The organism is Pseudomonas sp. Z5-35 (assembly GCF_051131945.1).
In the GTDB taxonomy this organism is placed as follows: domain Bacteria; phylum Pseudomonadota; class Gammaproteobacteria; order Pseudomonadales; family Pseudomonadaceae; genus Aquipseudomonas; species Aquipseudomonas marvdashtae.
In genome coordinates this window covers 3,992,234-4,016,932 of sequence record NZ_CP071640.1, presented here as the reverse complement: position 1 = coordinate 4,016,932, position 24,699 = coordinate 3,992,234, and the positions used below count along the sequence as shown (strand labels likewise).

The window sequence follows — 24,699 nt, the reverse complement described above, 5'->3', positions numbered from 1 at the left end:
CCGCTCCAGTGCGCAGCACTGGCATATCTGCATTCAGTTGCAAATTTGGGGCGGCTGCGCCACCCAGCGGGAACAAGCTCCCTCGCCACGAAGGCTTACGGCAACTCGCGACAGGCGTAGAACGCGCTCAGGACTTTCACCAGGTGCGCCAAGTCATGGCTGCCACACAGTTCGCGAATCGAATGCATGGCGAACGTCGGCAGGCCTATGTCCACGGTGCGTACGCCCAGTTGGCTGGCGGTGATCGGGCCGATGGTCGAGCCGCAGCCCATGTCGCTGCGCACCACGAAGCTCTGCACCGGTACTTCTTCGGCCATGCACAGATGGCGGAAGAATCCGGCGGTTTCGCTGTTGGTGGCGTAGCGCTGGTTGCTGTTGACCTTGATCACCGGCCCGGCATTGAGCTTGGGCCCGTGATTGGCGTCGTGCTTGTCGGCATAGTTGGGGTGTACGCCGTGGGCATTGTCGGCAGAAACCAACAGGGATTTCTGAATGGTGCGTACGAATTCCTCACCTTCGGGCAGCAGTCGGCGCAGGGTCTGTTCGAGCATCGGGCCGTCGGCGCCGCAGGCCGAAGTGGAACCCACCTCCTCGTGATCGTTGCACACCAGCACGCAGGTTTCTTCGGTGTCGGCGGTCAGCAGGGCTTGCAGCCCGGCATAGCACGACAGCAGATTATCCAGGCGCGCGCCGGCGATGAAATCGCCATGCAGGCCGATGACCGCGGCGCTTTGGGTGTCGTAGAAACTCAGCTCGTAATCGAGCACCACGTCGGCGTTCAGGCCATGTTCGCGCGCCAGTTGGTCGGTGAGCACGGCGCGGAAATCAACGCGCTCGTCGCCGGCGAATTGGGCGAGGATCGGCGGCAGTTCATTCTGTGGGTTGATCGCCCAGCCTTGGTTGGCTTCACGATTGAGATGGATCGCCAGGTTCGGGATCGTGGCGATGGGGACCTTGAAGTCGATCAACTGGCTCTCGACCTTGCCGTCGCGGCGCAAGGTCACGCGCCCGGCCAGCGACAGGTCGCGGTCGAACCACGGCGCCAGCAGCGCGCCACCGTAGACTTCGACGCCCAGTTGCCAGAACCCATGGCGTTGCAGTTCAGGCTGCGGCTTGACCCGCAGGCAAGGGCTGTCGGTATGGGCGCCGACCAGGCGGATGCCGTCGTGCAGCGGTGAGTTGCGACCGAGCTTGAAGGCGATGATCGAGGAATCGTTGCGCGTGACGTAATAACGACCGTTGGCCTCGGTGGCCCAGGTTTCGCGTTCGTCAAGACGCTGGTAACCCGCCGTCTCCAGGCGCTGGACAAGGCTGGCGGTGGCATGGAACGGGGTGGGGGAGGCCTTGAGGAAGTCGATGAGGCCCCGGTTCAACTCTGCGCGCATAAATAACTCCAGACAGCAATGGGCGGGAGTTTACCCCATCGGGTCGCGACATTGCAGGGCCAATGCCTCGCCCCGGGCGGGTCAGCCGAGGATCAACCGGCCCTGCAAAAACACCTCGCGGCGCTCCTTGCGACCTAGGTGGGTGTGCTTGCTGACTTGGTAAACCTTGTCGAAATCCGTCATCGAAACCGTCGGGTTCTGTTTGAGGTAGTCCTCAACCAGGCTGTCGTATCGGGCTTCGGTGATGAATCGATAAATCTGCCGGTGATAGAAAAAGCCGAGCTGAAAGCCGAGTGTTTCGCTGGGATACAGCGTTGGCCGGGAGAAACAGTTTTCGAAATCGATCGCCATGAGCGGGCATTGCCCATCAGCAGGTTGCATGAGATTGCCCGCCCATAAATCCATGTGACTAATGTTTCTACTGGTGAGGGAATCCAACAGATCGAACGATTTTCGGATGAATGCTTCGATTTGCCCAGGATGCTCGACCAACCATCTTGCGCCGTCGGTGTAACCTTCCAGCAACTGGGTGATAAGGAAATAATCCTGGGCCAGGCCTAATCCGCCGCGGGTGTAGCCGAACCCCTGGAGCGCAGGCATCTGAACACCTCGATGCTGGGCCTGCAGCATGTTCTGCAATTCTTCCAGTGGCCAATCGAAGCGCCCGTTGCGCCGGGGCGTGCCGAAGGTTACGCGGACTTTGCTTTGAAAGCTGTCCAGGCGCTGGACCTTCGCGAACAGAGACTGTTTGCTGCCGAGGATAATCGCTGTCGCGCGCGTCACCGTGCGCTTGCGGCGATTGACGATCAACTGTCGCAGCGCGTGCTCAGTGCGATGACAAGGTACGTCCCGCAAATGCAAATCGGTGTTCAAGAAGCGAAAAGTGTAGGGATAGTCCCTATGGAGTGTCGAGGGGTCTGGCACGGGCGTCCTGCCTTGGCGAAAGGCCATTATCTTAGACACATTTCGTTTAATGTGAATTTTTTTTTACAAACAGGACGGTCGCCGAAGCCGAAGCCTGTAAGTCCGGGACTGCATGGCTCGACTTAATATAAACGTCAACGTCTAGAACGGCGCCGGGCACTCGAAGCGCAGGCGCTCGCCGCTTTGCGGGTGGGTGAAGCTGAGCATGCTGGCGTGCAGGCACAAGCGTGGCCAGGCGGCCAAGGCCTGCGGGTGGGCGTAGAGTCCGTCGCCTAGCAACGGATGGCCGATGGAAAGCATGTGCACCCGCAACTGGTGCGAGCGTCCAGTGATCGGCGTCAGTTCGACCCGACACCAGTCGCCGCAACGTTCCAGTACACGCCAGAACGTCAGGGCGTGTTTGCCCTGTTCATGGTCCACCACGTGACGAGGTTTGGTCGGCGGGTCGTAGCGCAAGGGCAGGTCGATGCTGCCGCTGTCCAGCTCCGGTTGGCCCCAGCACAATGCCGTGTAGGCTTTTTCGGTTTCACGGTCATGAAACTGCCGAGACAGTTCGCGATGCGTATCCGGGTCGCGGGCCAACAGGATGATGCCGGACGTTTCCCAGTCCAGCCGGTGCACGATTCGTGCTTCCGGATAGCCGTTTTCCTGCAGGCGGGTGATCAGGCAGTCTTTGTTGTCGTCCGCCCGGCCAGGCACGGAGAGCAGCAGGGTCGGCTTGTCGACCACGAGCACGGCGGCGTCCTGGTGGATGATGCGGATGTTGGACAGGGGCATTAAACGGTCTCGTTACAAACGCCAACGGCGGCCCGGGCCTTTCTCAATTCCCAAAGGAAGAGCAGAAGAGCCCGAGCCGCCGTGGCTCCCGCCGGTGCGATCAGCGATCCGGCAGGGTGATATTGAGTTCCAGGATCGAGCAGCTGCCCTGGCTTTCCAGCGCGACATGTACGTCATCGTTGCCGATATTGACGTACTTGCGGATCACCTCCACCAGTTCCTTCTGCAACGCAGGCAGGTAATCCGGGGTGCTGCGTTGGCCGCGTTCGTGCGCCACGATGATCTGTAGACGCTCTTTCGCTACCGAGGCGGTACTTGGCTTTTTGTTGGCACGAAAGAAGTCAAAAAGGTTCATTACCTACCTCCAAACAGGCGCTCGAAGAAACCTTTCTTCGTGACATCGAGGAATCGATGCTCGACGGTTTTGCCCAGCAGACGATCGACTGCATCGCTGTACGCCTGGCCGGCGTCGCTCTGGTCGTCAAGGATGACCGGCACGCCGGAGTTCGAGGCCTTGAGTACGGCTTGGGATTCCGGGATCACGCCCAGCAGGGTCACCGCGAGGATTTCCTTGACGTCTTCGACGCCGAGCATTTCGCCGTCGCTGACGCGTTGGGGATTGTAGCGGGTCAGCAGCAAGTGTTCCTTGATCGGCTCTTCGCCTTTCTCGGCACGCCGGGATTTGCTCGCCAACAGGCCCAGCATGCGGTCCGAGTCACGCACCGACGAGACTTCCGGGTTGGTCACGACAATCGCTTCGTCCGCGAAGTACATGGCCAGGTGGGCACCCTTCTCGATACCGGCCGGGGAGTCGCAGACCACGAACTCGAAGTCTTCCTTGAGTTGCATCAGGACTTTTTCCACGCCTTCCTGGGTCAGCGCGTCTTTGTCGCGGGTCTGGCTGGCGGCCAGCACGTAGAGGTTTTCAAGGCGCTTGTCCTTGATCAGGGCCTGCTGCAGGTTCGCTTCGCCGTTGACCACGTTGACGAAGTCATAGACCACGCGACGCTCGCAACCCATGATCAGGTCGAGGTTACGCAGGCCGACGTCGAAGTCGACGATGACTGTTTTGTGGCCGCGCAAGGCGAGGCCGGTACCGATAGCGGCGCTGGTGGTGGTCTTACCCACACCACCCTTGCCGGATGTAACCACGAGAATCTTGGCCAAGGTGTTTCACCCCTAAGGAAAAAGGACTTTGTCAGCCCCTGAAAAACATCTCTGGAAAACTGCTGCAATTGGACAGGCTTGGCTGGAATCGGATGTGCGGCGGGGTCTACCTCCGGTAAACACTGCCTGATCTTTTTCCTACGTCGTTCAAGCCGTTTTCGCTACGTTTTAGAGATGCTTGGAAAATGCGGCAGTATCCGTTAAAGCCGAATGATGTTCAACACGTCGCCCGAAAGGCTGACCTGGACGCCGGCCCCCCACAACGGGTCGCGCCGCAAATCCTCGGAAACCTTGTAATGCCCGGCGATGGAGATCAGTTCCGCGCTCAACTGCTGACAGAAAATCCTTGCCTTGGTGTCGCCCTTGACACCGGCCAGCGCTCGGCCGCGCATCGGGCCGTATACATGGATGTTGCCATCGGCGAGAAGTTCCGCGCCGGGGCTGACCGAAGAGATGATGACCAGATCGCCACCTTGGGCATAGATCTGCTGCCCGCCGCGCACCGGCGAGGTGATGATTCGGGTGGGCTTGACGGTGGGCTCTGGCGGTTTTTCCGGCTTTTTCGTTTCGGCCGGGCTCAGCTCCAGCACGCGTTCGCGGGCGCCGGAGGGCGGCAGCACCGGAATGTCCACGGCGATGGCGGCGGCGATGTCTTCAATGCGGCTGGCGCGGATCGCCAGGGTGCGCAGTCCATGCTGGCGGCAAACGCGCATCAGCCCTGGCAAATCCACCGAGCCTTCGCCAGCCGGCAGCTTGTCCAGCGCCAGTACCAGCGGGGCGTTGCTGAAAAAGTTCGGCGCCTGGGCGACTTTCGCCGCCAACTGCCGGTCAAGTCCTTCCAGGTCGTTACGGGCCAGTTCCAGCACCGTAATGGCGAGCATGCTGCCCTTCAGCTGGAACACGGGATCTTGGTCTAGCGGTTCGGTTTGGCTCATGGTCGGCGTACAACGACTTGTCACTAAAAGTGCCGAGACTTATAACGAGATCGCCCGCGAGCCGCAAGCCGAGTCGAACAATGTAGAATGCGCGGCCCAGGTCTTGATGGAAGCTGTAATGGATCGCCCGCGTTTTCGAGCTGCGTTTTTTCACCCGCGTTTCTGGCTACTGTGGTGTGGCCTGGGATTGTTGTGGCTGATCGTTCAGTTGCCCTATCCACTGTTGCTGCGGGTCGGCCGTGCGTTGGGCGCGCTGATGTACCGTGTGGCCGGCGACCGGCGGCGCATCGCCAGTCGCAACCTGGCGTTGTGCTTCCCCGAGAAGTCCGCTGCCGAACGCAAGCGCTTGCTCAAGGAAAACTTTGCCTCCACCGGCATCGCCTTCTTCGAAATGGCCATGAGCTGGTGGTGGTCACGTTCGCGCCTGGCGAAGCTCGCCCATGTCGAAGGGCTCGAGCATCTCAAGCAGGCCCAGCGCGACGGCAAGGGTGTGATCCTGATGGCGCTGCATTTCACCACGCTGGAAATCGGCGCGGCGTTGCTGGGGCAGCAGCACACCATTGATGGCATGTACCGCGAGCACAAGAACCCGCTGTTCGACTACATTCAGCGCCGGGGTCGTGAACGCCATAACCTCGATTCCCTGGCGGTGGAGCGTGATGACGTGCGCGGCATGCTCAAGTTGCTGCGCGCCGGCCGGGCGATCTGGTATGCGCCGGACCAGGACTACGGCGCCAAGCAAAGTGTGTTCGTGCCGCTGTTCGGTATCCAGGCGGCGACAGTGACCGCAACCAGTAAATTCGCCCGCTTGGGCAAGGCGCTGGTCGTGCCGTTCGTCCAGGAACGCCTGGCCGATGGCAGCGGCTATCGTCTGGTGATCCAGGCGCCGCTGGAAGATTTTCCGGGCGAGACCGAAGAGGCCGATTGCCTGCGGATCAACCAATGGGTAGAGCGTTCGGTCAGCCAGTGTCCCGCGCAATACCTATGGGCCCACCGGCGGTTCAAGACCCGTCCACCGGGCGAGCCGAAGCTGTACGAAAAGCGCGGTTGAGCGTGTAGCCTAATTGACTGACGACGGAGTTTTGCGATGACCCCAGCTGAACCGGTAACAGGTTTGATTCTTTCCGGCGGCGGGGCTCGGGCGGCGTATCAGGTAGGCGTACTGGCGGCCATCGCCGAGTTGTTGCCGGACGGGGCGCGAAATCCTTTCCCGGTGATCGTCGGGACGTCGGCCGGTGCGATCAACGCGGTCAGCCTGGCGAGTGGGGCGATGGACTTCAAGACTGCCATCGAACGCCTGACGGCCTTCTGGCAGGCGGTGCGCAGCCATCAGGTCATGCGCAGCGACTGGCGTGGCGTGATGGGCCAGGCGACGCGTTTTTTCAGTCATAGCCTGCTCGGCCTGGGCGCCAAGCTGCCGGTGGCGCTGATCGACAGTTCGCCCTTGCGCGAGCTGCTCCAGGCACAGTTCCACGCATCGGGCATCGAACAGGCGATCGCCGAGCATCAATTGCGCGCAGTGGCGGTGACAGCGTTCGGCTACGAATCCGGACAGGCAGTGACGTTCTATCAAGGTCGCGGCACCATTGGCGCCTGGCTGCGGCATCGACGCATCGGTGTGCCCACGCAGTTGACGGTGGAGCACCTGCTGGCCAGCTCGGCGATCCCCTTGTTGTTTGCTCCGGTCAAGATCGGCCCACAATATTTCGGCGACGGCGCGGTGCGCCAATCGGCGCCGATCAGCCCGGCCCTGCACTTGGGGGCGAATCGAGTACTGGTCATCGGTGTGAGCGGCAACCCCCGTGGCGCGGGTGGGCTGACTCCGACGGAGCGCACCTACACCGGGCAGCAACCGACCCTCGCACAGATCGGCGGCCATATGCTCAACAGTACGTTCATCGACAGCCTGGAAAGCGACATCGAGCTGCTCGAGCGTCTGAACCAGTTCAGTCACATGCTACCCGACGACGTACCGGCCCACGCCCTCGGCGCAGCTCCGGTGGAGGTGCTGGTGATTTCGCCGAGCCAGCCAATCGACGAGATCGCTGCCCGTCATCGCCAGGAATTGCCCCGTGCACTGCGGGTGTTCTTGCGCGGGCCGGGCGCGACCAAGACCAGCGGCGCCGGGGTGCTGAGTTATCTGCTGTTCGAGGCGGGGTATTGCGGCGAGTTGATCGAGCTGGGACGTCAGGATGCGTTGGCGCAACGTGAGGCGTTGTGCCGGTTCCTGGGGCTACAAGCAGGTCCACCGCTATCGTGAGCCGGCTCGCGCCGACAATGGACCTGCTGGGAGCGCTCGTTTCGATCAGAAGTGGTACTTCAACAAGAAGCTGGTATTGCTCTGGTTGGTCTTGAACCCGTCGCTGTCTTCAATCGCGTATTTGTTCTTCCAGTAGTCATATTCCACTCCCACATACAACTGCTTGGCGCCCAACTTCAGGGCTTTGCCCAAGTCATATTTGATCTGCGGGACGATGTGCAGGTTGGCGTGGTACGTGCCCTTGGAGTGGGTGTCGTTGTCCACGACCCAATCGATGAACCCGTCGAACAGGATGTCGGATGAACCCACGGGCACGGTAATGGCCCAGACCGGGGTTATCTGCCAGACGTTGTCGCCGGCACGCGGGCCTTCGGTCTGGCGATTGTAAAAATTCAGTTGGAAGTAATCGAACCCAGGAATCGCCAGGTCAAAACCTGGACCGATCAGGTACGACTCGTTGTCGCCTTCACCGAACTCGTACGTCATGGCCAGCAGGACGTCTTTGACCGGACCCAGTGCGAGCTTCTGGTCGAAGATCTTGCCGAACGACAAGCGTGGGCTGAATTCGCCGTAATAAGTGTTCGGGCCGGAATTGCTGTCGTCCTGGCCGTTGTAGAAGATCCGGTCAAGGAAGAAGAAGTTGTCGCCATATTGCCAGGCATCGGCGTGCTCGAACGTCACGGTCTGCTGGATGCGCGGGTTGATCTGGAAATCCTTGCCATAGAGGTAGCTTAGGCTGTTGTTCTGCCACTGGAGGAGATCGCCTGCCATCGCCTGGCCCCCGGCCAACAACGCTCCCGCGAGTATCAGGTTGGTGCACGTACGCTTCATTCGGTTTGCTCCCAAAGGTAAGTGGTCTTGTTGTTATTGTTGAGGCGCAGGCAGCCGCAGACAGGCGACCGGTCGGGTGCCGGTCTGCCTGTCTGCGGTATTGCGTTTGTAACGGGACTAGTGGGTGCGCGCGCCTTGGGTGATCCAGGCGCCGATCAGGTCGCGTTCCTGCTGGGTCATCTGCGTGATGTTGCCCAACGGCATGATCTGGGTGGTCACCGCCTGGGCCTGGATGCGCGCGGCCTCTTGCTGGATCTGCTGCGGCGTGTCGAACATCACTCCGCCCGGCGCCGCGCTGAACAGCGGGCTGGTGGGTTTGGCCGAATGGCAGACCGAGCAGCGTTCCTGGATCACGCTATGGACTTTCTCGAACGAAGGGCCTCGGGCGTTGGAAGCCTGGGCGGGCGCCGCTGCCGGGGCGGTCGCCGCCGTCGCCGGTTTGGCTCCGCCGCCCACTGCAGTCTCCGGCAATGGCTGGTACTCGATGACGCTCGGGTTCTTGGCCACTTCCGGTGCGGTGGACATGGGCTTGGGACCGGTGACATACGCCAGGCAGATCATCGCCAGGGCACCTACCGGCAAGGTCCAGGCGAATTTGTTGCTGTCATGCCGCGTGTTGAAGTAGTGCCGCACCAACACCGCCGCCACGGCGATCCCGGCCAGGATCAGCCAGTTGTATTGGCTGCCGTAGGTGCTCGGGAAGTGGTTGCTGATCATGATGAACAGCACCGGCAGGGTGAAGTAGTTGTTGTGGCGCGAGCGTAACAAGCCCTTGGCCGGCAATGCCGGGTCAGGCGTGCGATTTTCGGCGATGGCCGCGACCAGCGCGCGTTGGGCCGGCATGATGATGCGGAACACGTTACCGACCATGATCGTACCGATGACCGCGCCCACGTGCAGGTAAGCACCACGACCGCTGAACACCTTGCTGAACCCGTATGCCGCGGCGATCAACAGCACGAACAGGATCAGGCCGAGCAGGGCAGGGCGCTTGCCCAGCGCGGAATCGCAAAGAAAGGAGTAGACGAACCAGCCGACGAACAAAGAACCGATGCCCAGGGCCACGCCCTCGGTGCCACTCAAGTTGCTGCCGGGAGCCAGCAGGTAGACAGTCGGGTTCCAATAGAACACCACGCACAGCAGGGCGATGCCCGACATCCAGGTGAAGTAGGCTTCCCATTTGAACCAGTGCAGGTTGTCCGGCATGGACGGTGGCGCGAGTTTGTATTTTTCCAGGTGATAGATACCGCCACCGTGGATGGCCCACAGGTCGCCAGCCAAGCCGCTCCTGGGGTTGACGCGATTGAGGTTGTTTTCCAGCCAGACGAAGTAGAACGACGCGCCGATCCAGGCCACGCCAGTGATCATATGAACCCAGCGAACGCTCAGGTTCAGCCATTCCAGCAAATGTGCTTCCACAGTCTTTACCTCTCGCCCGTCACCCTTGTTTCGGGTGATCGGACCTTCTCTTATTGGTGGGGGGCGAGGATCAAATACTCATCCTCTTTGAAAAAATGCTCATCGCAGTTATTGCCTGTGCCACTGCGATCAACCACCAGGAAGTCATCCCGCTTTTCGATCGTCAGCACCGGGTGGTGCCAGACGCCGCGATGGTAATTGATGCCCTGCCTGCCGTTGGTGACGAAGGCGCGGACCAAGCCTGATACAGGTGCATCGCCAAGTGGCGCGACCACAATCAGAAAGGGGTTGCCGAGCAGCGGGATGAAAGCCTGGCTGCCCAGCGGATGACGCTCCAGCATGCGCACGGTCAGCGGCATGTCCTGCGCGTCGGCGCGGAAAATGCTGATGATCGCCTGGTCGTCCGGCGTAGCGGTTTCAACCGTTGCCAGGCGATGGAAGCGCAGGGTCGAACCGTTATTGATCATGAAGTGATCGCGGCCAGAGGTTTCGATCACGTCACCGAACGGGGCGAAGGCTTCTTTGGTCAGCGGTTCGATCTTGAGTGTGCGCATGCTGGTCTTCTTTATCTTTTGAGTGTGATCGTTTATTTCGCAACTTTACCCAGCACCCGGAGGCGACTCACACCACCGTCCGGGAACACATTCAGGCGAATGTGGGTGATCGGTCCCAGCGCCTTGATCTGTTCGGCGAAGGCGTGTTCGGCATGCATTTCCAGCTTCTGGCTTGGCAACAGTTCGCGCCAGAACAGCGACTGGGTCTCGATCTGGCTGTCGGTGCCGCCCTTGACGAACGCGCCCTGGATCGAGCAACTGTCGGGGTAGTTGCCCTTGAAGTGCAGCGTGTCGACGACGACTTTTTCAACGATGCCGGCGTGGCCCAGGGCGACGATCACCCAGTCATTGCCCGGGGTGCGACGACGGGCGGTTTCCCAGCCGTCGCCCATGTTGATGCCACGGCCCGGGTTGAGGATGTTGCTCATGCGGCCGAAGTGTTCGTCGGAGCAGGCCAGGGCGCGGCCACCGTTGAGGGCAGCGGCCAAGTCGATCTGTTCGTTGTCGCCGACGGCGGACCAGTCGCGGTACGGAATGCCGTACACCCGCAATCGGGCCACGCCGCCATCCGGATAAATGTTGAAGCGCAGGTGGCTGAAGGCCTGGTCGTTGCCGATTTCATGGTAGTGATGGCTGTCGCCTTTGAGCTCGACGGCTGACAGCACTTCGGTCCACTGGGTGTGTTCGTCCGGCTCGCCTTGCGCCACGAAGCAGGCTTCCAGGGAGGCCGACGGTGGGTAGTTGCCGGTGAAGAATGAGGTGTCGATGTCCACGCCCTTGATCGAGCCGGGTACACCGAGGCGAATCACCGCGCTGTCGTAGCCTTCAAAGCGCTTGCGGCGCGACTCCCAGCCGTCCATCCATTTGCCGTTGTCATCGAACACGCCCTCCTTCCACACGGCCGGGGTCGGCTGGAACAGCCGGTTGGCGTCGGCGAACCAGTCATCGGTCACCGAAATGATTTTGGTGCCCAGGCGGGCATCGGCCAGGTTGACGAACTTCTCGAACGGTACGGCGTAAGCTTTCATTCTTCTTGTCTGCCTTTGATAAGTTGGCTGGGGATGCTTGCAGTCCCCCGGTTCCCGGGGCCTGCTTGCTAAAGGGTCAGTAATCGGAACAACGCGATCTTGTTGATCTCCGCCAGCGCGCATTTGAATTCGACGTCTGTCGAGTTGTGGATGCGCGTTTCGAACGCGGCGAGGATCTGGTGCCGGTTGCTGCCTTTTACCGCCATGATGAAGGGAAACTTGAACTTGGCTTTGTAGGCCTCGTTCAGCTCGGTGAAGCGCTGGAACTCTTCGGCCGTGCATTGGTGGATACCGGCGCCAGCCTGTTCGTTGGTGCTGGCTTCGGTCAGTTGGCCCTGAACGGCAGCTTTGCCTGCCAGGTCCGGGTGAGCGTTGATCAGCGCCAGCTGGCTGGGGTGATCGGCACTCAACAGGATGTCGCTCATGCGCTGGTGCAGGGTTTCGATCTCGTCGATCGAGGGATCCTGGCCCAGGTCAAAGGCCTTTTCGGCAACCCATGGCGAATGTTCGTAGATGTCGGCGAAGGCCTTGACGAAGGCTTCGCGGCTCAAGGTGGAAGGCTTGAGGGTCTGGAAGGCACTCATTTGGCAGCTCCCTGATACGGGTGGGTCTGCTGCCAATGGCGGGCAATGTCGACGCGACGGCTGAACCACACGCGCTCATGGCCTTTTACATATTCAAGGAAACGCTTGAGTGATGCCAGGCGCGCAGGGCGGCCGATCAAGCGGCAATGCAACCCAATGGAAAGCATCTTCGGTGCCTCAGCGCCTTCGGCATACAACACGTCGAAGGCGTCCTTGAGGTACTGGAAAAAATCGTCACCCTTGTTGAAACCCTGCACCTGAGTGAAGCGCATATCGTTGGTGTCCAGGGTGTACGGGATCACCAGGTGCGGCTTGCCGGTGGGGTTGTTCGGTTCCCAGTAGGGCAGGTCGTCGTCGTAAGTGTCGCTGTCATAGAGAAAACCGCCTTCTTCCATCACCAGTCGACGGGTGTTGGGACCGGTGCGGCCGGTGTACCAACCCAGCGGGCGTTCGCCGGTAATTTCGGTGAGGATGCGGATCGCCTCGAGCATATGCTCGCGTTCCTGGGCTTCATCCATGTACTGGTAGTCGATCCAGCGATAGCCGTGGCTACAGATTTCATGACCGGCGGCGACCATGGCGCGGATCACGTCGGGGTGGCGCTGGGCGGCCATGGCGACGGCGAAGATGGTCAGCGGGATGTCGAACTCTTTGAACAACTTGAGGACCCGCCAGACACCGGCGCGGCTGCCATACTCATACAGCGACTCCATGCTCATGTTGCGCTCGCCCAGCAGCGGTTGCGCCGACACCATTTCGGAGAGGAACGCTTCGGACTCACGGTCGCCATGCAGGATGTTGCGCTCGCCGCCTTCTTCGTAGTTGAGCACGAACGACAGGGCGATGCGGGCATTGCCCGGCCAATGAGGATGGGGAGGGTTACTGCCGTAACCGATCAGGTCGCGTGGGTAGTCAGCGCTCACTGCAGTCTTCCTTCTTGTTCGAACCATGTGGGTGGCGCCCGGGCTTGAATATCTGGCTGGCGTCACGACGATGGACTGATTGTATACAACTTCGCTAGCGACTTGTAAGCCCGTTTTTTGCATTTTTTACCGCAGGCGGCAGTTTGTCTACACTGCAAGAAATCTGCCCACTTGGTCAATTTATACCCCGACAGCTGGCGGGTGCGCTGGATCGCGCACAGATCGAGGCGCTGCGCGCATCATCAACCACATGACGCAAATTTTTGTTTTTTATTGTGTACAATTTATGTTTGAAGTGTCTTAATTCGCCCACTGCCGCACCGTTTCATGCTTCGAAACGGTGCAGCCTGTCTTTTCAACTGACTCAGGAGGCGCCGTGCCGGGCTGCTCAGCAGCGAGGCACGCACAATCAATGGGACGTCTGACTACACACGTTTTGGATGCCGCACACGGCTGCCCGGGCAGCTCCATCAGGATCGAGCTATACCGCGTGGAAGGTTCGCAATTGCTCTTGGTTGCCAGTGCATCGACCAACAGCGACGGCCGTTGCGATACACCGCTGTTGCAAGGGGATGACTACCGCAGCGGCGTCTATCAGATTCAATTCCATGCCGGCGATTACTACCGCGCCCGTGGCGTCCAGCTGTCCGAACCGGCGTTCCTGGATGTGGTGGTGCTGCGCTTTGGTATTTCTAACGAGCAAGAGCACTACCATGTGCCCTTGCTGATTTCGCCTTACGCCTATTCAACGTATCGAGGCAGCTGAGCCCCCAAGCAGCTGCCTTGCCCTGGAAGCGACTGCGCATAGCTTCTTTGGTTTTTAGCCCGCTCACACTGCGGGCTTTTTTTCATGGGTGTCGCGGTCCTGTGTTTTAGGTGTCATCCCTGACGATGAAGACGGTCTCTCGCGTTTCCTGAGTCCCCAGGTTTGTATAGCGCTGTATGCCTCCGCGCAGACAAATGAGCTTGTTGTTTGCGTGTGCATTTTGCAAAACGTCTGCTGCGCTGTCATCGAACTGAAGGCGCAATGCAAGCTCGTTGCCTCTTGGGTTCAGGGCAGGTATGGAGATCGTGCTATCTGCTGTGCGGTGCAGGGTCATGAAATAGACATAATCATGTTGTGGTCGTTGAAATATCAATGCGGTAGGGAGCCAGGGAATCGGACGAACTGTGTAACCGTTACGTTCAAGACGCTCGGTCATGAATTCATTAAGACGTACGTCATCAGCCAATTCACTCCAATTTTTTCGTTTCGGGAACACATTTGGATCGAAGTCCAATCGTGCGAAGGGACCGAGCACCATCGCAGGGTGCGGCAGTTCCAGGGAGCGAACTGTGTCCGGAACGACTGAAATGACCGGTAAGGTCGGTAACATCAATAGTGGATCACTCAACTCGGGATGAAGAGAACGTGTCTCGCTTCGCCAGCTGTGGAATACCTGCCTCAACGTGGTCAATCCTTGGGCATCGGCAAATTTCCCGTCGTTGGCCAGCTCAAATTGCCTTCTGGAAAATCTATCGTGAATGTAAGGCCGTAGTTCAGGGAACGATTTAATTGAAGAAGCGATCAACGGCATCTCGAAGGGACGCCCTGGATCAATTTCCCATTGATTGTGAGGCGGCACCCGAATGGCGCCTCTAGGCTGGGAGTTGGGATTATCCAGGAGGATGTTCTCCAGGGTGTCGAAGTCATAGCTTAAATGCGCAGGATCCTTGATATAGGCGATGGGGTGTGCCCTGGCATTGTCGTTAACCACTGTCCAGTAGTGATGACCGCCTATGGTGATGCGGTTAGGTGCAGCGAATGCCGATTGGACGCGCCAACGGCTGATTATGGCTGCGTCCTGTGCTGCTGGGTTCGGGGCCGCTGCTTGCTGCCGGGCCTCACGCCATAGCAGGCTTGCTTCGATACGTTCGAGATATGGCCCGGAGGGTTCGAGTTCACTGTCCAGTCTCGCTCGGTAATGGCTGTTCGCGTCCTGGGCAATCCGGACCGTTCCCCCTCCCACGAGATCGACATAGGCGCGCGATTTGAAGGTGCGAATGCCTGACTCTAAATCTGGCGCCGGCAACCTCTCAACCACGGAGGGTGCCAAGCGGTAGTTGCTCAACGGGGCCGAGGTAGTTGGACCGGCGCCTAGAATTGATGCGGGGATGTCCGCTATCGCGACGGTCGGGTGTTGGACGGCATCGGGCCGGGATGAGGGCCCTGCCGCCGTGTCGTGGGTCGTGTCGGGATTCCAGGGTCTTGTTGGCCTGGGCGGCCTTTCGGGTTCCGTATCCGGCATCGCCTCGTGCGCAGTAGCATGAGGGTTGGGCGGCGTGTTTGTATTGGGTCGCGGTCTTTTTGGAGAAAGCATCTGTTCGTCTCAATGAAATGGTCGAGGAGGTTCGCGCCTGCGTCAGCATACGAGCGCTGATTTTCGGCGCGAATCAAACGAAAAATGCGGTATATACGTCTAGCGGAGTCGTTGCGTGTTACACGATGTGTTTCATAGCTGGAATATTATCGAGGCGGCGGGTGATCTCGGTTCGATATCCTGTCCGTAATATATTCCGTATTGGAGCTCGGTTGTCCCGAAGGCCTTTTGCAACGCCGCTGAAAACGCTGCATCGTCAACGACGTTTGGTATCACGCTATCAGACAGCGTGATGCACACGGTGCGAATAACTTGCAAGATATCAACGGTGAAGTCGGCGTTTTCATTGAGTGTATGCTGAACAAAGTCTTGATAACGCGCGATCTGATGCTCACACATATTGGTTTTTCGCAGGTCGCTCGCGTCCAACACACGGAGACTGTCCGCGCGCAGGTACCAGTTTCGTTTCTTCCAGTTGTAGCTCACCGTCCCGGCTGAACCATCCCTGACGGCGACATTGAGGACCTTTATATCCTCCGACGTCAGGCTGGACAGTTCTTTTGCAAGTGTATCGTCCGCGTTTTTTGGTGGGCGGAAGTAGCGGGCGTCAAGAGCGTCTATATAGACTTCTTCAAACAGAACATCGACGGCATGGACAATGCCCTCTGCGGTGATGACCCGTATTGGGTCGATAAGGTCTTCGGGGCCATACTCAGGTAGATGAATAAGCACGCTGCCAACTTTCAACCGATTGGGAAGCAAGGTTATTTCCACCCGGCCCAATTGAGTGGCGTCGAGCTCCCAGGTGGAAGCAGCAGGCAGGCGAGGATTGGCGTTGGCCAGTGCGCCTGGCGTCGAAAGGCGTAGCGTCGTTTCCGGCTTCAAGTGGATAAGGTAGGTAGAGCCCTCGCCAATCAAGACTTCAACTCCCGATGCATCAGATGGCGGATTCAATCGAGCGCAAGTCGCTCTGTTGCGCATGTGGAAGGGTTCTTTTTCCAGCGGTGGCAGAGAGGGATATAGGTGTTTCGTAGGTTTGAGTGGCAGCCGTACATCCGTCTTCCATTGCAGTGGATTATCTTTTGTAATTTCACGGTTGAGGAAAAGCGCGGGGTTGGGATCGGGGAGGGTAAGCCGATAGGATTTTCCATCGTTCATGACGAGGATAAAAGTGTGCTGCGGGCGTAGCTTGGAAAACATCCGTCGTCCAGGGGCTAGGGCGGTGAAGCGTTCGTCGGCGCTTTCCAGATTGAGCAGCTTTACCCGTTTTTTGCCAAGAGATAAAGTCAGGCCGCACTTTCCATATTTAATGTTATCGATTTCATCTTCATCCGTGCCGGCGAAGTAAATGCTGTAGTCGGCTTCGATGCGCGTCAGTTCGGCGCTGGCATAATCCAGGTGGAGCGTCGTGGTGAAGGCGCTGCGTTGTTTGATATTGAGCGTGGTCTCGTTGGTGAAGCGTGAGAAGTAATAGTGCGTGTCTTTATCGTGCGGGACTGTCTGTATGACCCAATCTTTCAATATCCACGGATTTCGTAGCGTTCCCTGTTTGGTCATCGCAATGGTTATCTGGAAAGGGCCGTCAACTTCAAGAAACTCAGGCAGATCTGGGGTCAGCTGGTAACCATCCTTCGTCAGGAAATTCATTTCTTTATTATTAATGCTACGACGTCCGTCGATACGCTTATAAACGTCCCTGATGACCACTTGGCGAACGTCCAGGTCATTCGCGTCGAAGTGTGATGTGAGCACCAAGTCGTTTTGGGTGATTTGCCAGTTTTCAATCAGGTCGGCTCTCCAGTCCAGCAAGATGATGCTGCCGTCCAGGCCGTCTTCTGTAAGGGTGATGCGACCGGGTCTATGGGCGATGACGTACGAATCGTTTCCGGCCCCGCCTTTTGCGTCGAGATTGTTTTTCCCTAGCAGATAAATACGGTCGTCGCCTCCACCCGCTTCGACAGTATCGCAGCCGTAGGACTTGATAATGTTCACCGCGTCCGAGCCCTTGATGGTATGAGTGCCGCCTTCATGGATCTCTATGTTTTCGATGTTTTTCAGCACCGTCTGCAGGTGGCTTGTGTTATCGGCTTTGGTCACCAGAACCTGGTTGCGGGAGAGGTCGACACGGTAACCCAGCTTCCAGACCTGGTGATCTTTAGACCTGCCTGCGAGAATCAAGGTGTCGTTGCCTTGGCCACCATCCAGCGTGCCCGGCACGAAATCGTCGTCCGTCTCGTTGGGCAGCGCATTGATCCCCTCGAAAATGAACACGTCGTCCTTTTCGCCTCCGGTGAGGTTTTTGATGCCCTCGCCGTAGCGAAAGATATTCTGTTTTTTTTCATCGCCCCAGACAGTGTCGCTACCGCCGCCGATATACCAATGGACGTTTTTATCCTCGGCCGAAGTGCCCAATACTGCGCCTGGCGTATCGACGGTAACGCCCCCACGGGCATCGATCGTATCGTCTCCACCTGTAATCTTTGGTCGCTGTAGGTAATCAACGTATTTGTTGCCGGTCAGCCAATGCGTTGCGTTGAAGGGCACGTCTTCGAGTTCTACGTTGAACGCACCGTTTACGATCGCTTCCGTGGTGTCTTTGAGGGGCCCCTGCAATAAGTACAGGGCTTCAGCCTCGAGCTTTTTCGTGTGCTCGGCTGTCGCTTTGGCAATAAGGTATCGGTCGTTGATGTCTCGGTCCGGGTCGATGAGCCAGAAAGCGAACCATCCAGTACGCAGGCGTTCAAGGGCGGTGAGCTCAATATAGTCGGCGATCTCATCCACTTGGCGTACTGCTCCCCATATTTGCGCGCCTAGCGCTAGGATAAGTCCAGCGACAAGCCCCACGGGGCCGGCTGCAGAAAAGCCTGCCAACGCCGCAATACCGAGCGACACTGTCATCACCGCACTGGTAATGCTCAAGGCTGCGCTGACGTAATGATCGATGGCGTCCTTACCGGTACTTTTCGCTGCATCCTTGAAGGCATTGATCGCGGAGATAATGTCGATGGGCAGTGTTAATGCACCTGCAATCAAGCCGGCACCGCGGCCCAATCTGACGGCAAATGTCGTTCTGGTGAAGTCTTTCAAAGCGCCCTGGCTCGCCTTGAGCATGTGAGTGGCCTGCCTGGTCAGCGCGGCCTCAATGGCAATTGAACTTACCTCGGCGCCGAGGCTGGCGCTATTGAATATCGTGTTATAGCTGTCCTTGTTTCGAATGGCGTCTTGTAGCCCTCGTAAGCCACTGTAAATACCGAAGCCCTGAAGTCCCAGGCCGGTATGGGTCATGGCTATGCTCTTCGCCTGGTTGACCCAGGGTAGTGTGCTGAATTGGAGGGATTGGCGAAATTCCAGTCGTTGGGCGTATATCAATAGCTTTTCCAGTTTGCTCCGATAACTGTTCAACGTTTTCGGTTGTACTGACGGAACGCTTAACAACGGGACGGCGCTGGGTGATCGTTGACTTGCCATTTCAAACAGTAACGTCGGCAGCCGATAATCTTCGACGGCAGCGATTGTTTTCATCCGCGCTTCGATATCAATCGAGCTGAACTGCAGCGCATTGATGAAAAACCGATTGGGTGTGCGGAAAAAGCAATTCTGGCCATTCAATGGTTGTCCATCGATGGTTGCACCTAGTGTATCCAGTGCTGAGCGGGTCACGGTCAGCGACGCAATGTTCAGCGGACCATATAACTTGTCGACAACGTCCAGTTGAACGCGCCTGAGCTTACGTTCGAGGTCGATTTTCTCGTTTTCGGCCAAGCTGAAATCGATCGTCTCGCTGGTAAACTCGTTGGCATGAAGACCTATGTCGGTAATGACGACAGCATGATCGTCCAGAGAGGAAAGAGGGGCGTCGGTAACCATTGAGAACGTCCATGTTCGGAAATGATGGGAGCGCTAGATGTAGTGAGTTTTGCGAGGCGTGTACATCAAAGGGTTGTTGCGATATTTTGCCTGGCCCTGGTGTATCAGTGAGTTGATAACAACGAAGCGGCGCCGGCGCTGCCGAACAGCCCCGCACTGATACGGTTGAACCAACTCTGACCCTTGCCGCTCCGTAAGTAGCGCGCCGCTCCGTGGGCGCTCAACCCGTACATCAACTTGCAGCCAAGATCGAGCACCGTCCAGGTGGCGATCATGACCAGCAACTGCGGGAGAAAGGGGTGTTCCGCGCTCAGGAATTGCGGCAGGAACGCGGCAAAAAACAAAATATCCTTTGGATTACTCGCGCCTAACACGAACGCACGGCCAAACAATGCAGCAAAGCGTGGAGTCGCAACAGCGTGGGGCAGGTCAGTGGCAATCGAGGGCTGGCGCGACTGCTTCCAGCTCTGCCAAGCGAGATAGAACAGGTACAGTGCTCCGACTATCTTCAGCACGCTGAACAGTTGTTCGGACGCCATCAACAGTGCCCCCAGCCCGAGCGCCGAGGCACTAAGCAAGCAGATCGAAGCAATGACCCCGCCGAGGAATGCCGGATAGGAGCGGCGCAGGCCGTAGTTCAAACTGTTGCTGATCATCAACAAGGATAACGGGCCGGGGATGAGGATCACCACTAACGCGGCGCCGCTGAACAACAACCAGGTTTCCAGATTCATTGCTTTGCTCCTGATGCACAATAGCCCCACCAACGGGGTGAGGCGGATGAAGATGTGTACCGTCTACAAGAAGATGAACTTGGCGATAAAGATCGCGCAGAGCGCCCACAAGCTGACGGATATTTCCTTGTATTTACCGGTGCCAGCCTTTAGCACCACGTAGGTGATGAAACCCAGGGCAATGCCATCGGCGACCGAAAAGGTCAGCGGCATCATGATGGCTGTAACGATTGCCGGGATGCTGTCAGTCGCTTCGTCCCACTCGATGTGGGCCATGCCGCCCATCATCAGCATGGCGACATAAATCAGCGCACCGGCCGTGGCGTAGGCGGGGATCATCCCCGCCAACGGTGCGAAGAACATGGCGGCAATAAATAACACGCCGACTGTCACGGCGGTAAGCCCGGTGCGGCCACCGGCGGCGACACCGGCGGCGCTTTCCACATAACTGGTGACGGGTGGCACACCGACCATGGCGCCGAATACGCTGGAAGCGCTGTCGGCCTTCAGGGCCTTGGACAGGTTTTCGATCTTGCCATCGGGCTTCACCAGGCCGGCGCGCTGGGCCACGCCCATCAGGGTGCCGGCGGTGTCGAACATATGGACGAAGAGGAAGGCCAGCACCACGCTGATCATGCTGACATTGAATACGCCGGCCACGTCCATCGCCATCCAGGTGGGTGCGAGGCTTGGCGGCGTGGACATCACACCGTTGTATTGCACCAGCCCAAGGCCCCATCCGGCCAGGGTCACGGCAATGATGCTGATCAGGATCGCGCCGAACACGCGGTGGTAACTGAGCACAGCGATCATCAGAAAGCACACCGCGGCCAGCAGCGGTCCGGGCTCGTGCAGGGAGCCCAGCTTGATCAGCGTGGCGGGGCTGTCGACGACGATGCCGGCGGTTTTCAGGCCGATCAGTCCAAGGAACAGCCCGACCCCGGCGCCCATCGCGTAGCGGAGGCTGACCGGGATACTGTTGAGCAACCACTCACGGATCCGCGACAGGGTCAGGACCATGAACAACACACCGGAAACAAACACTGCGCCCAGCGCGGTTTCCCAGTTGTAGCCCATCGTGCCGACTACGGTGTAGGTAAAAAAAGCGTTCAGGCCCATGCCGGGTGCCAGGCCTACCGGCCAGTTGGCATACAGGCCCATCAACAGGCAACCGAGGGCTGCGGCGATGCAGGTGGCGACAAACGCGGCGCCGTGATCGATGCCGGCATCGGCCATGATGTTGGGGTTGACGAAGATGATGTAGGCCATGGTGATAAAGGTCGTGACACCGGCGATAAGCTCGGTCTTCACCGTGGTGCCATGCAAGCTGAGTTTGAAGAGGCGTTCCAGCCAGCCACTGCGTAATGGCGGCGAGAGATCCAGCGTCTGGGCTTCGGGTTTGCGGCTTTCCACAGCGAGTACTCCTCAAGAGTTTTATTGTTATTCCAGCACCGCGTGTTCCCTGAGGAAGGCTGCGAGGCATTGAGGCAGGTAAGGCTGGCGAAGTTGTTGACTGCTTGGTCAGGAACTCGCACGAAGCGAATTATGCTTTTGTATACAAATAAAGCAAATAATGTTTTCTGTTTTGTCGACGAAATTTATGGCGATAGGGATATATCGCCATGAGAATGCCTTGGGATCGGACGCGCAAGCTGTCAGTCGCTAGCCTTCCCTAACCCCAGATTCACCGCCAACCAGCCATCGACAGCTGCTTCGCCTGCCTCGGCAAACACTCGTTCGAGCAATTTCACCTGCTCGCGCCGCAACGCCCCGCCGCGATCCATGGGCCAATACGGCATGAGCGAAGGCGAGCCGGCCCTGCGTGAAGCGTTGGCAGCGCAGGCGCGATCCTTAGGCCTGCCATGTGCGGCAAGCCAGGTACTGGTGGTCAGCGGTTCCCAGCAAACCCTCGACCTGGCGGCGAAGTTGCACATCGACGTCGGCACCGAGATCACGCTCGAAGCACCGACTTACTTGGCGGCGCTGCAGATTTTCCTGTTCCCGTACCTGCTGCGGCTCAAGCAATCGGCGGATTTGCATACCAACCGCATCGGCCATTGGCAGGCGTGGCAATGGATCGGCACCGAGCAGTGCCGCAGCCATCTGAGCAAGTTGAGGGATTTCTACCGGGAGCGTCGCGACGGGTTCCAAGCCGCGCTGCAACGGCATTTTTCCGACCTGGCGGACTGGAAGGTGCCTCGTGAAGTCTTCAGGGCGGATGGCTTGCGACGCTTGCGCGCGATAAGGCCATCCACGGCCTTGAAAATCCTTAGGCCGCCGAAAAGCGCTTATCCAGATAATCGATGATCGCTTTCGACTCATACAACCACGTGGTCTCGCCATTTTCTTCAATTCGCAGGCACGGCACTTTGATCCTGCCGCCTTGCTCCAGCAGCGTTTGGCGATCCTGCTCGTTGTTCTTCGCGTCGCGCAGGGCCACCGGCATGTTGAGGCGACGCAGGGCGCGGCGGGTCTTCACGCAAAAAGGACAGGCGTGGAATTGAAACAGCGTCAGGCCGCTGGCTGCCTGGTCAACTTGCGCCTGGGCTTGCGCCGTGCGCTGTTTCTTGGCGGGCCGGGCGATGAAATCGAGGAAGATGATGAGCTGGCCCAGGCCAACTCGAAGCGCTTTGACGATCACGGTACAAGCCTCGCGGGAAGAACAGGGCGCGCAGCTTACCTGATTTTTCGTGGGCGAAAAAAAACCGGCGATCAATGCCGGTTTTTTTACGCGACGGATTACTTGATGAGGCTGAGGAATTCCATGCGCGTCGCCGCATTTTCGCGGAATTCGCCAAGCATCACCGAAGTGATCATCGAGGAGTTCTGCTTTTCCACACCGCGCATCATCATGCACATGTGCTTGGCCTCGATGACGACCGCCACGCCGAGTGCACCGGTCACCTGCAGGACCGCATCGGCGATCTGGCGGCTGAGGTTTTCCTGGATCTGCAAGCGACGCGCGTACATGTCGACGATGCGCGCAACTTTTGACAGGCCCAGGACCTTGCCGCTCGGGATATAGGCGACATGGGCCTTGCCGATAAACGGGAGCAGGTGATGCTCGCACAGCGAGTACAACTCGATGTCCTTGACCAGCACCATCTCGCTGTTGTCGGAGCTGAACAAGGCACCGTTGGTGACTTCTTCCAGGGTCTGTTCATAACCGCGGCAAAGGTACTGCATGGCCTTGGCAGCGCGCTTGGGCGTGTCGAGCAGGCCCTCGCGGGAAACGTCCTCGCCCAATTGGCCGAGAATCGCGGTGTAATTCTGTTCCAGTGTCACAGAGGCTGATTCCATAAGGGTTTCAGGAGGGTACTTGTTCTGTCGGTACCAATTTTGTACCACTCAAGCTGTTTTCGAGTTTCCCGAGTTCGCCCCAGTCGGTGCTGGAGTTGATCCATCGGGCATAGGTCGAGAGCAACATCTGAACGCTGTGACCCAGCTGAGTGGCAATAAACGCAGGGTTCATACCCGCCATGAGGCACATGGTAGCGTATGTGTGTCGGCAGTTGTATTGCCGACGGGCGCGAATCTCCAATTCGGTCAGTGCCGCCTGGAAGTGTTTGTCGGTGACGCTGGACGGCTGGATGAACTCGAAATTCTTCGTGGGTGGGAACACATAGGGCGACATCGGCTGCTTCCTAAGGCTCTGTTTCGCAGGTTGTCCGGCAGTTCGCTCCGCCGCCTCAATGGCATGCATCGCACGGCTGTTGAGCATGACCTGCCATTCATTGCGGGTTTTGGTGTGCTCCTCGATCTTATAGTCCGCGACGATCCGACACACGTTGGCTAGGCGTTTCTGCTTGTCTACCTCGTCCCGGAGCAGGGCCGCTATTACCGATGCCCAACGTGATCAGGATCGCCTGGGTGGTCGCCTCGCTACTGCTGATGTGTCGGGAATAACTCGGCACACCATTCAATCATTATTTAAGCTCCGGTCCGAACTTAATAGGATTGTTGTTGGAGGGCCTGCTCGTATGTTCGATCAGCGTATCTCTTCCCAAGGCCAGCGCGCAATTGACAACAGTGAGCGTAAATATCATCACCGACAGTGAAAGGATTTGTTGAGGTGTAACGGTGACGATATGAGTGGCTAGCCCTAACGATAATATGCCGAAGATCGCTCCTAAGCCCGTACGTGTGATGGTGAGGAAGCCGGTCCCAACTTCTGCGATGATGCTATGGACGAAATCAAATATCCATATGCTTTTTTCCGAGCTGAACCGTATTCCATACTTAATGATAAATACCAGGGCGTAAGGCGCAATCAAATAAGCGGAATATTCAATTAATGGGCCAATAGCAAGTAGACCTTGAATGATGTCTTCAACGTCTTTTTGCGTGGAGCTGAAGAACCAGAGCGGTACAGTGCCCAGTAGAAATGCTATGGCCCATTCACTAGGTATTTTGCTAATTAACGCAAGCGTGTCTTTTTTGAAGTTATTAGGCTTTTTTTTCATTGGCTTTCCTTGAGGGGCTCACATTGATTTGACCTTTAAAAGGAGCGAGCCGGGCCGATGCGTCAACATCTAGCCCTGCTCGTCGAACCGCAGACCTTTCCTGCAAGTCCAGCCGTGGCCCCCGCCTTGTGCACAAAGCCCGGTGAGCCTATCACTTGTTTGCAGACCGCTGGATATGGCGTGGACTTCCCGTTCGAGAATTACGAGCGGATGGCTGACTTCATGCGTCGCTGCAAGGGCAAGGCCAGCATCACCGATCACCCGGACATCCGCCGTGTATTCGAGGGCTTTCGCTTCGAGACGTTGGACATTCGCCATAGCAACACGAATCAGCGTCAGGGCAAGGCTGAGGTCAGCGGTGAGCGGTGAGCGGGTGATCATGAACTGGGAGCCAGCAACCTTGGGCGGACTGTCCAACCATTCATTTTTGTTCTGCTACAGTGAAGACGCGGAAAGGGAAAGCTTGGAAACTTAAATTACACAAGGGA

Annotated in this window: 23 protein-coding genes and 3 pseudogenes; 5 read left to right on the top strand and 21 right to left on the bottom strand. The window is 58.2% G+C overall.

Features of this window, described 5'->3' with window-relative positions:
- Positions 1 to 95: 95 nt before the first annotated feature.
- The 6 genes from J3P95_RS18330 to minC form a co-directional block, all read right to left on the bottom strand.
- Entirely contained in the window at positions 96 to 1,385 is a 1,290-nt protein-coding gene (locus J3P95_RS18330) for a M18 family aminopeptidase (RefSeq protein ID WP_434558172.1), read from the bottom strand.
- Between the two features lie 81 nt (positions 1,386 to 1,466).
- Positions 1,467 to 2,195: a hypothetical protein gene (locus J3P95_RS18325; protein ID WP_434625967.1), complete on the bottom strand. Its 729-nt coding sequence runs from the start codon at positions 2,193 to 2,195 to the stop codon at positions 1,467 to 1,469.
- 255 nt (positions 2,196 to 2,450) lie between these two features.
- A complete protein-coding gene (locus J3P95_RS18320) occupies positions 2,451 to 3,086 on the bottom strand; it encodes an RluA family pseudouridine synthase (RefSeq protein WP_018612476.1) in 636 nt (211 codons plus the stop codon).
- Positions 3,087 to 3,186: 100 nt separating this feature from the next.
- Positions 3,187 to 3,441 (bottom strand): cell division topological specificity factor MinE, encoded by a 255-nt coding sequence (gene minE / locus J3P95_RS18315; RefSeq protein WP_039594520.1) that lies wholly within the window; start codon positions 3,439 to 3,441, stop codon positions 3,187 to 3,189.
- On the bottom strand, positions 3,441 to 4,253 hold the full coding sequence (gene minD / locus J3P95_RS18310; protein ID WP_003179114.1) for a septum site-determining protein MinD: 813 nt from the start codon (positions 4,251 to 4,253) through the stop codon (positions 3,441 to 3,443). Before minD ends, minE begins: the two co-directional genes overlap by 1 nt.
- Positions 4,254 to 4,453: 200 nt before the next feature.
- Positions 4,454 to 5,188, bottom strand: a complete 735-nt coding sequence (gene minC, locus J3P95_RS18305) for a septum site-determining protein MinC (protein WP_434558169.1) — start codon at positions 5,186 to 5,188, stop codon at positions 4,454 to 4,456.
- Positions 5,189 to 5,306: 118 nt separating this feature from the next.
- Between minC and J3P95_RS18300 the strand changes: the two genes are divergently transcribed.
- Together J3P95_RS18300 and J3P95_RS18295 are read left to right on the top strand one after the other, a co-directional pair.
- Entirely contained in the window at positions 5,307 to 6,239 is a 933-nt protein-coding gene (locus tag J3P95_RS18300) for a lipid A biosynthesis lauroyl acyltransferase (protein WP_434558168.1), read from the top strand.
- Positions 6,240 to 6,275: 36 nt separating this feature from the next.
- On the top strand, positions 6,276 to 7,448 hold the full coding sequence (locus J3P95_RS18295) for a patatin-like phospholipase family protein (protein ID WP_434580197.1): 1,173 nt from the start codon (positions 6,276 to 6,278) through the stop codon (positions 7,446 to 7,448).
- A 45-nt stretch (positions 7,449 to 7,493) separates the two neighbouring features.
- Here J3P95_RS18295 and J3P95_RS18290 read toward each other — a convergent pair whose 3' ends face one another.
- From J3P95_RS18290 to puuE, 6 genes are all read right to left on the bottom strand, one after another.
- Positions 7,494 to 8,279: an outer membrane protein OmpK gene (locus tag J3P95_RS18290; protein ID WP_434558167.1), complete on the bottom strand. Its 786-nt coding sequence runs from the start codon at positions 8,277 to 8,279 to the stop codon at positions 7,494 to 7,496.
- Positions 8,280 to 8,396: 117 nt separating this feature from the next.
- A complete protein-coding gene (locus tag J3P95_RS18285; protein WP_434558166.1) occupies positions 8,397 to 9,698 on the bottom strand; it encodes a urate hydroxylase PuuD in 1,302 nt (433 codons plus the stop codon).
- Positions 9,699 to 9,748: 50 nt separating this feature from the next.
- Positions 9,749 to 10,252, bottom strand: a complete 504-nt coding sequence (locus J3P95_RS18280) for an ureidoglycolate lyase (protein WP_434580200.1) — start codon at positions 10,250 to 10,252, stop codon at positions 9,749 to 9,751.
- Positions 10,253 to 10,284: 32 nt separating this feature from the next.
- Positions 10,285 to 11,280, bottom strand: coding sequence for an allantoicase (gene alc, locus J3P95_RS18275; protein WP_434580202.1), 996 nt, complete (start codon positions 11,278 to 11,280; stop codon positions 10,285 to 10,287).
- A gap of 68 nt (positions 11,281 to 11,348) precedes the next feature.
- Positions 11,349 to 11,864, bottom strand: coding sequence for a 2-oxo-4-hydroxy-4-carboxy-5-ureidoimidazoline decarboxylase (gene uraD / locus J3P95_RS18270; protein ID WP_434558163.1), 516 nt, complete (start codon positions 11,862 to 11,864; stop codon positions 11,349 to 11,351).
- On the bottom strand, positions 11,861 to 12,787 hold the full coding sequence (puuE, locus tag J3P95_RS18265; RefSeq protein ID WP_434558162.1) for an allantoinase PuuE: 927 nt from the start codon (positions 12,785 to 12,787) through the stop codon (positions 11,861 to 11,863). The genes uraD and puuE overlap by 4 nt, the downstream gene beginning before the upstream one ends.
- 412 nt (positions 12,788 to 13,199) lie before the next feature.
- Here puuE and uraH point away from each other — a divergent pair, with 412 nt between their 5' ends.
- Positions 13,200 to 13,553, top strand: a complete 354-nt coding sequence (gene uraH / locus J3P95_RS18260; protein WP_434558161.1) for a hydroxyisourate hydrolase — start codon at positions 13,200 to 13,202, stop codon at positions 13,551 to 13,553.
- Positions 13,554 to 13,659: 106 nt separating this feature from the next.
- Here the strand turns inward: uraH and J3P95_RS18255 are convergent, their stop codons facing one another.
- From J3P95_RS18255 to J3P95_RS18235, 5 genes and pseudogenes are all read right to left on the bottom strand, one after another.
- Positions 13,660 to 14,871 (bottom strand): hypothetical protein, encoded by a 1,212-nt coding sequence (locus J3P95_RS18255; RefSeq protein ID WP_434580204.1) that lies wholly within the window; start codon positions 14,869 to 14,871, stop codon positions 13,660 to 13,662.
- 408 nt (positions 14,872 to 15,279) lie between these two features.
- Entirely contained in the window at positions 15,280 to 19,014 is a 3,735-nt protein-coding gene (locus J3P95_RS18250) for a calcium-binding protein (protein ID WP_434580205.1), read from the bottom strand.
- Positions 19,015 to 19,118: 104 nt separating this feature from the next.
- On the bottom strand, positions 19,119 to 19,748 hold the full coding sequence (locus J3P95_RS18245; protein WP_434580207.1) for a LysE family translocator: 630 nt from the start codon (positions 19,746 to 19,748) through the stop codon (positions 19,119 to 19,121).
- A 63-nt stretch (positions 19,749 to 19,811) separates the two neighbouring features.
- Entirely contained in the window at positions 19,812 to 21,161 is a 1,350-nt protein-coding gene (locus J3P95_RS18240) for an NCS2 family permease (RefSeq protein ID WP_434580209.1), read from the bottom strand.
- 242 nt (positions 21,162 to 21,403) lie between these two features.
- A pseudogene (locus tag J3P95_RS18235) lies at positions 21,404 to 21,517 on the bottom strand (MarR family transcriptional regulator); the annotation flags it as partial.
- Positions 21,518 to 21,521: 4 nt separating this feature from the next.
- Here J3P95_RS18235 and J3P95_RS18230 point away from each other — a divergent pair.
- Positions 21,522 to 21,950 (top strand): annotated as a pseudogene (locus tag J3P95_RS18230) (aminotransferase class I/II-fold pyridoxal phosphate-dependent enzyme); the annotation flags it as partial.
- Positions 21,951 to 22,017: 67 nt separating this feature from the next.
- Here J3P95_RS18230 and J3P95_RS18225 read toward each other — a convergent pair.
- The 4 genes from J3P95_RS18225 to J3P95_RS18210 all read right to left on the bottom strand — a co-directional run bounded on the left by J3P95_RS18225 (position 22,018) and on the right by J3P95_RS18210 (position 24,211).
- A complete protein-coding gene (locus tag J3P95_RS18225) occupies positions 22,018 to 22,389 on the bottom strand; it encodes a glutathione S-transferase N-terminal domain-containing protein (RefSeq protein WP_434581174.1) in 372 nt (123 codons plus the stop codon).
- Between the two features lie 98 nt (positions 22,390 to 22,487).
- Positions 22,488 to 23,033, bottom strand: a complete 546-nt coding sequence (folE, locus tag J3P95_RS18220) for a GTP cyclohydrolase I FolE (RefSeq protein ID WP_434581176.1) — start codon at positions 23,031 to 23,033, stop codon at positions 22,488 to 22,490.
- Positions 23,034 to 23,055: 22 nt separating this feature from the next.
- Positions 23,056 to 23,535 carry a tyrosine-type recombinase/integrase gene (locus J3P95_RS18215; protein ID WP_434580211.1) on the bottom strand — a complete coding sequence of 160 codons (480 nt, stop codon included), beginning with the start codon at positions 23,533 to 23,535 and terminating at the stop codon, positions 23,056 to 23,058.
- Between the two features lie 139 nt (positions 23,536 to 23,674).
- Positions 23,675 to 24,211, bottom strand: a complete 537-nt coding sequence (locus J3P95_RS18210; protein ID WP_434580213.1) for a hypothetical protein — start codon at positions 24,209 to 24,211, stop codon at positions 23,675 to 23,677.
- 162 nt (positions 24,212 to 24,373) lie between these two features.
- On the opposite strand from J3P95_RS18210, the pseudogene J3P95_RS18205 reads away from it, so the two are divergent.
- A pseudogene (locus J3P95_RS18205) lies at positions 24,374 to 24,686 on the top strand (hypothetical protein); the annotation flags it as partial.
- Positions 24,687 to 24,699 lie beyond the last annotated feature (13 nt).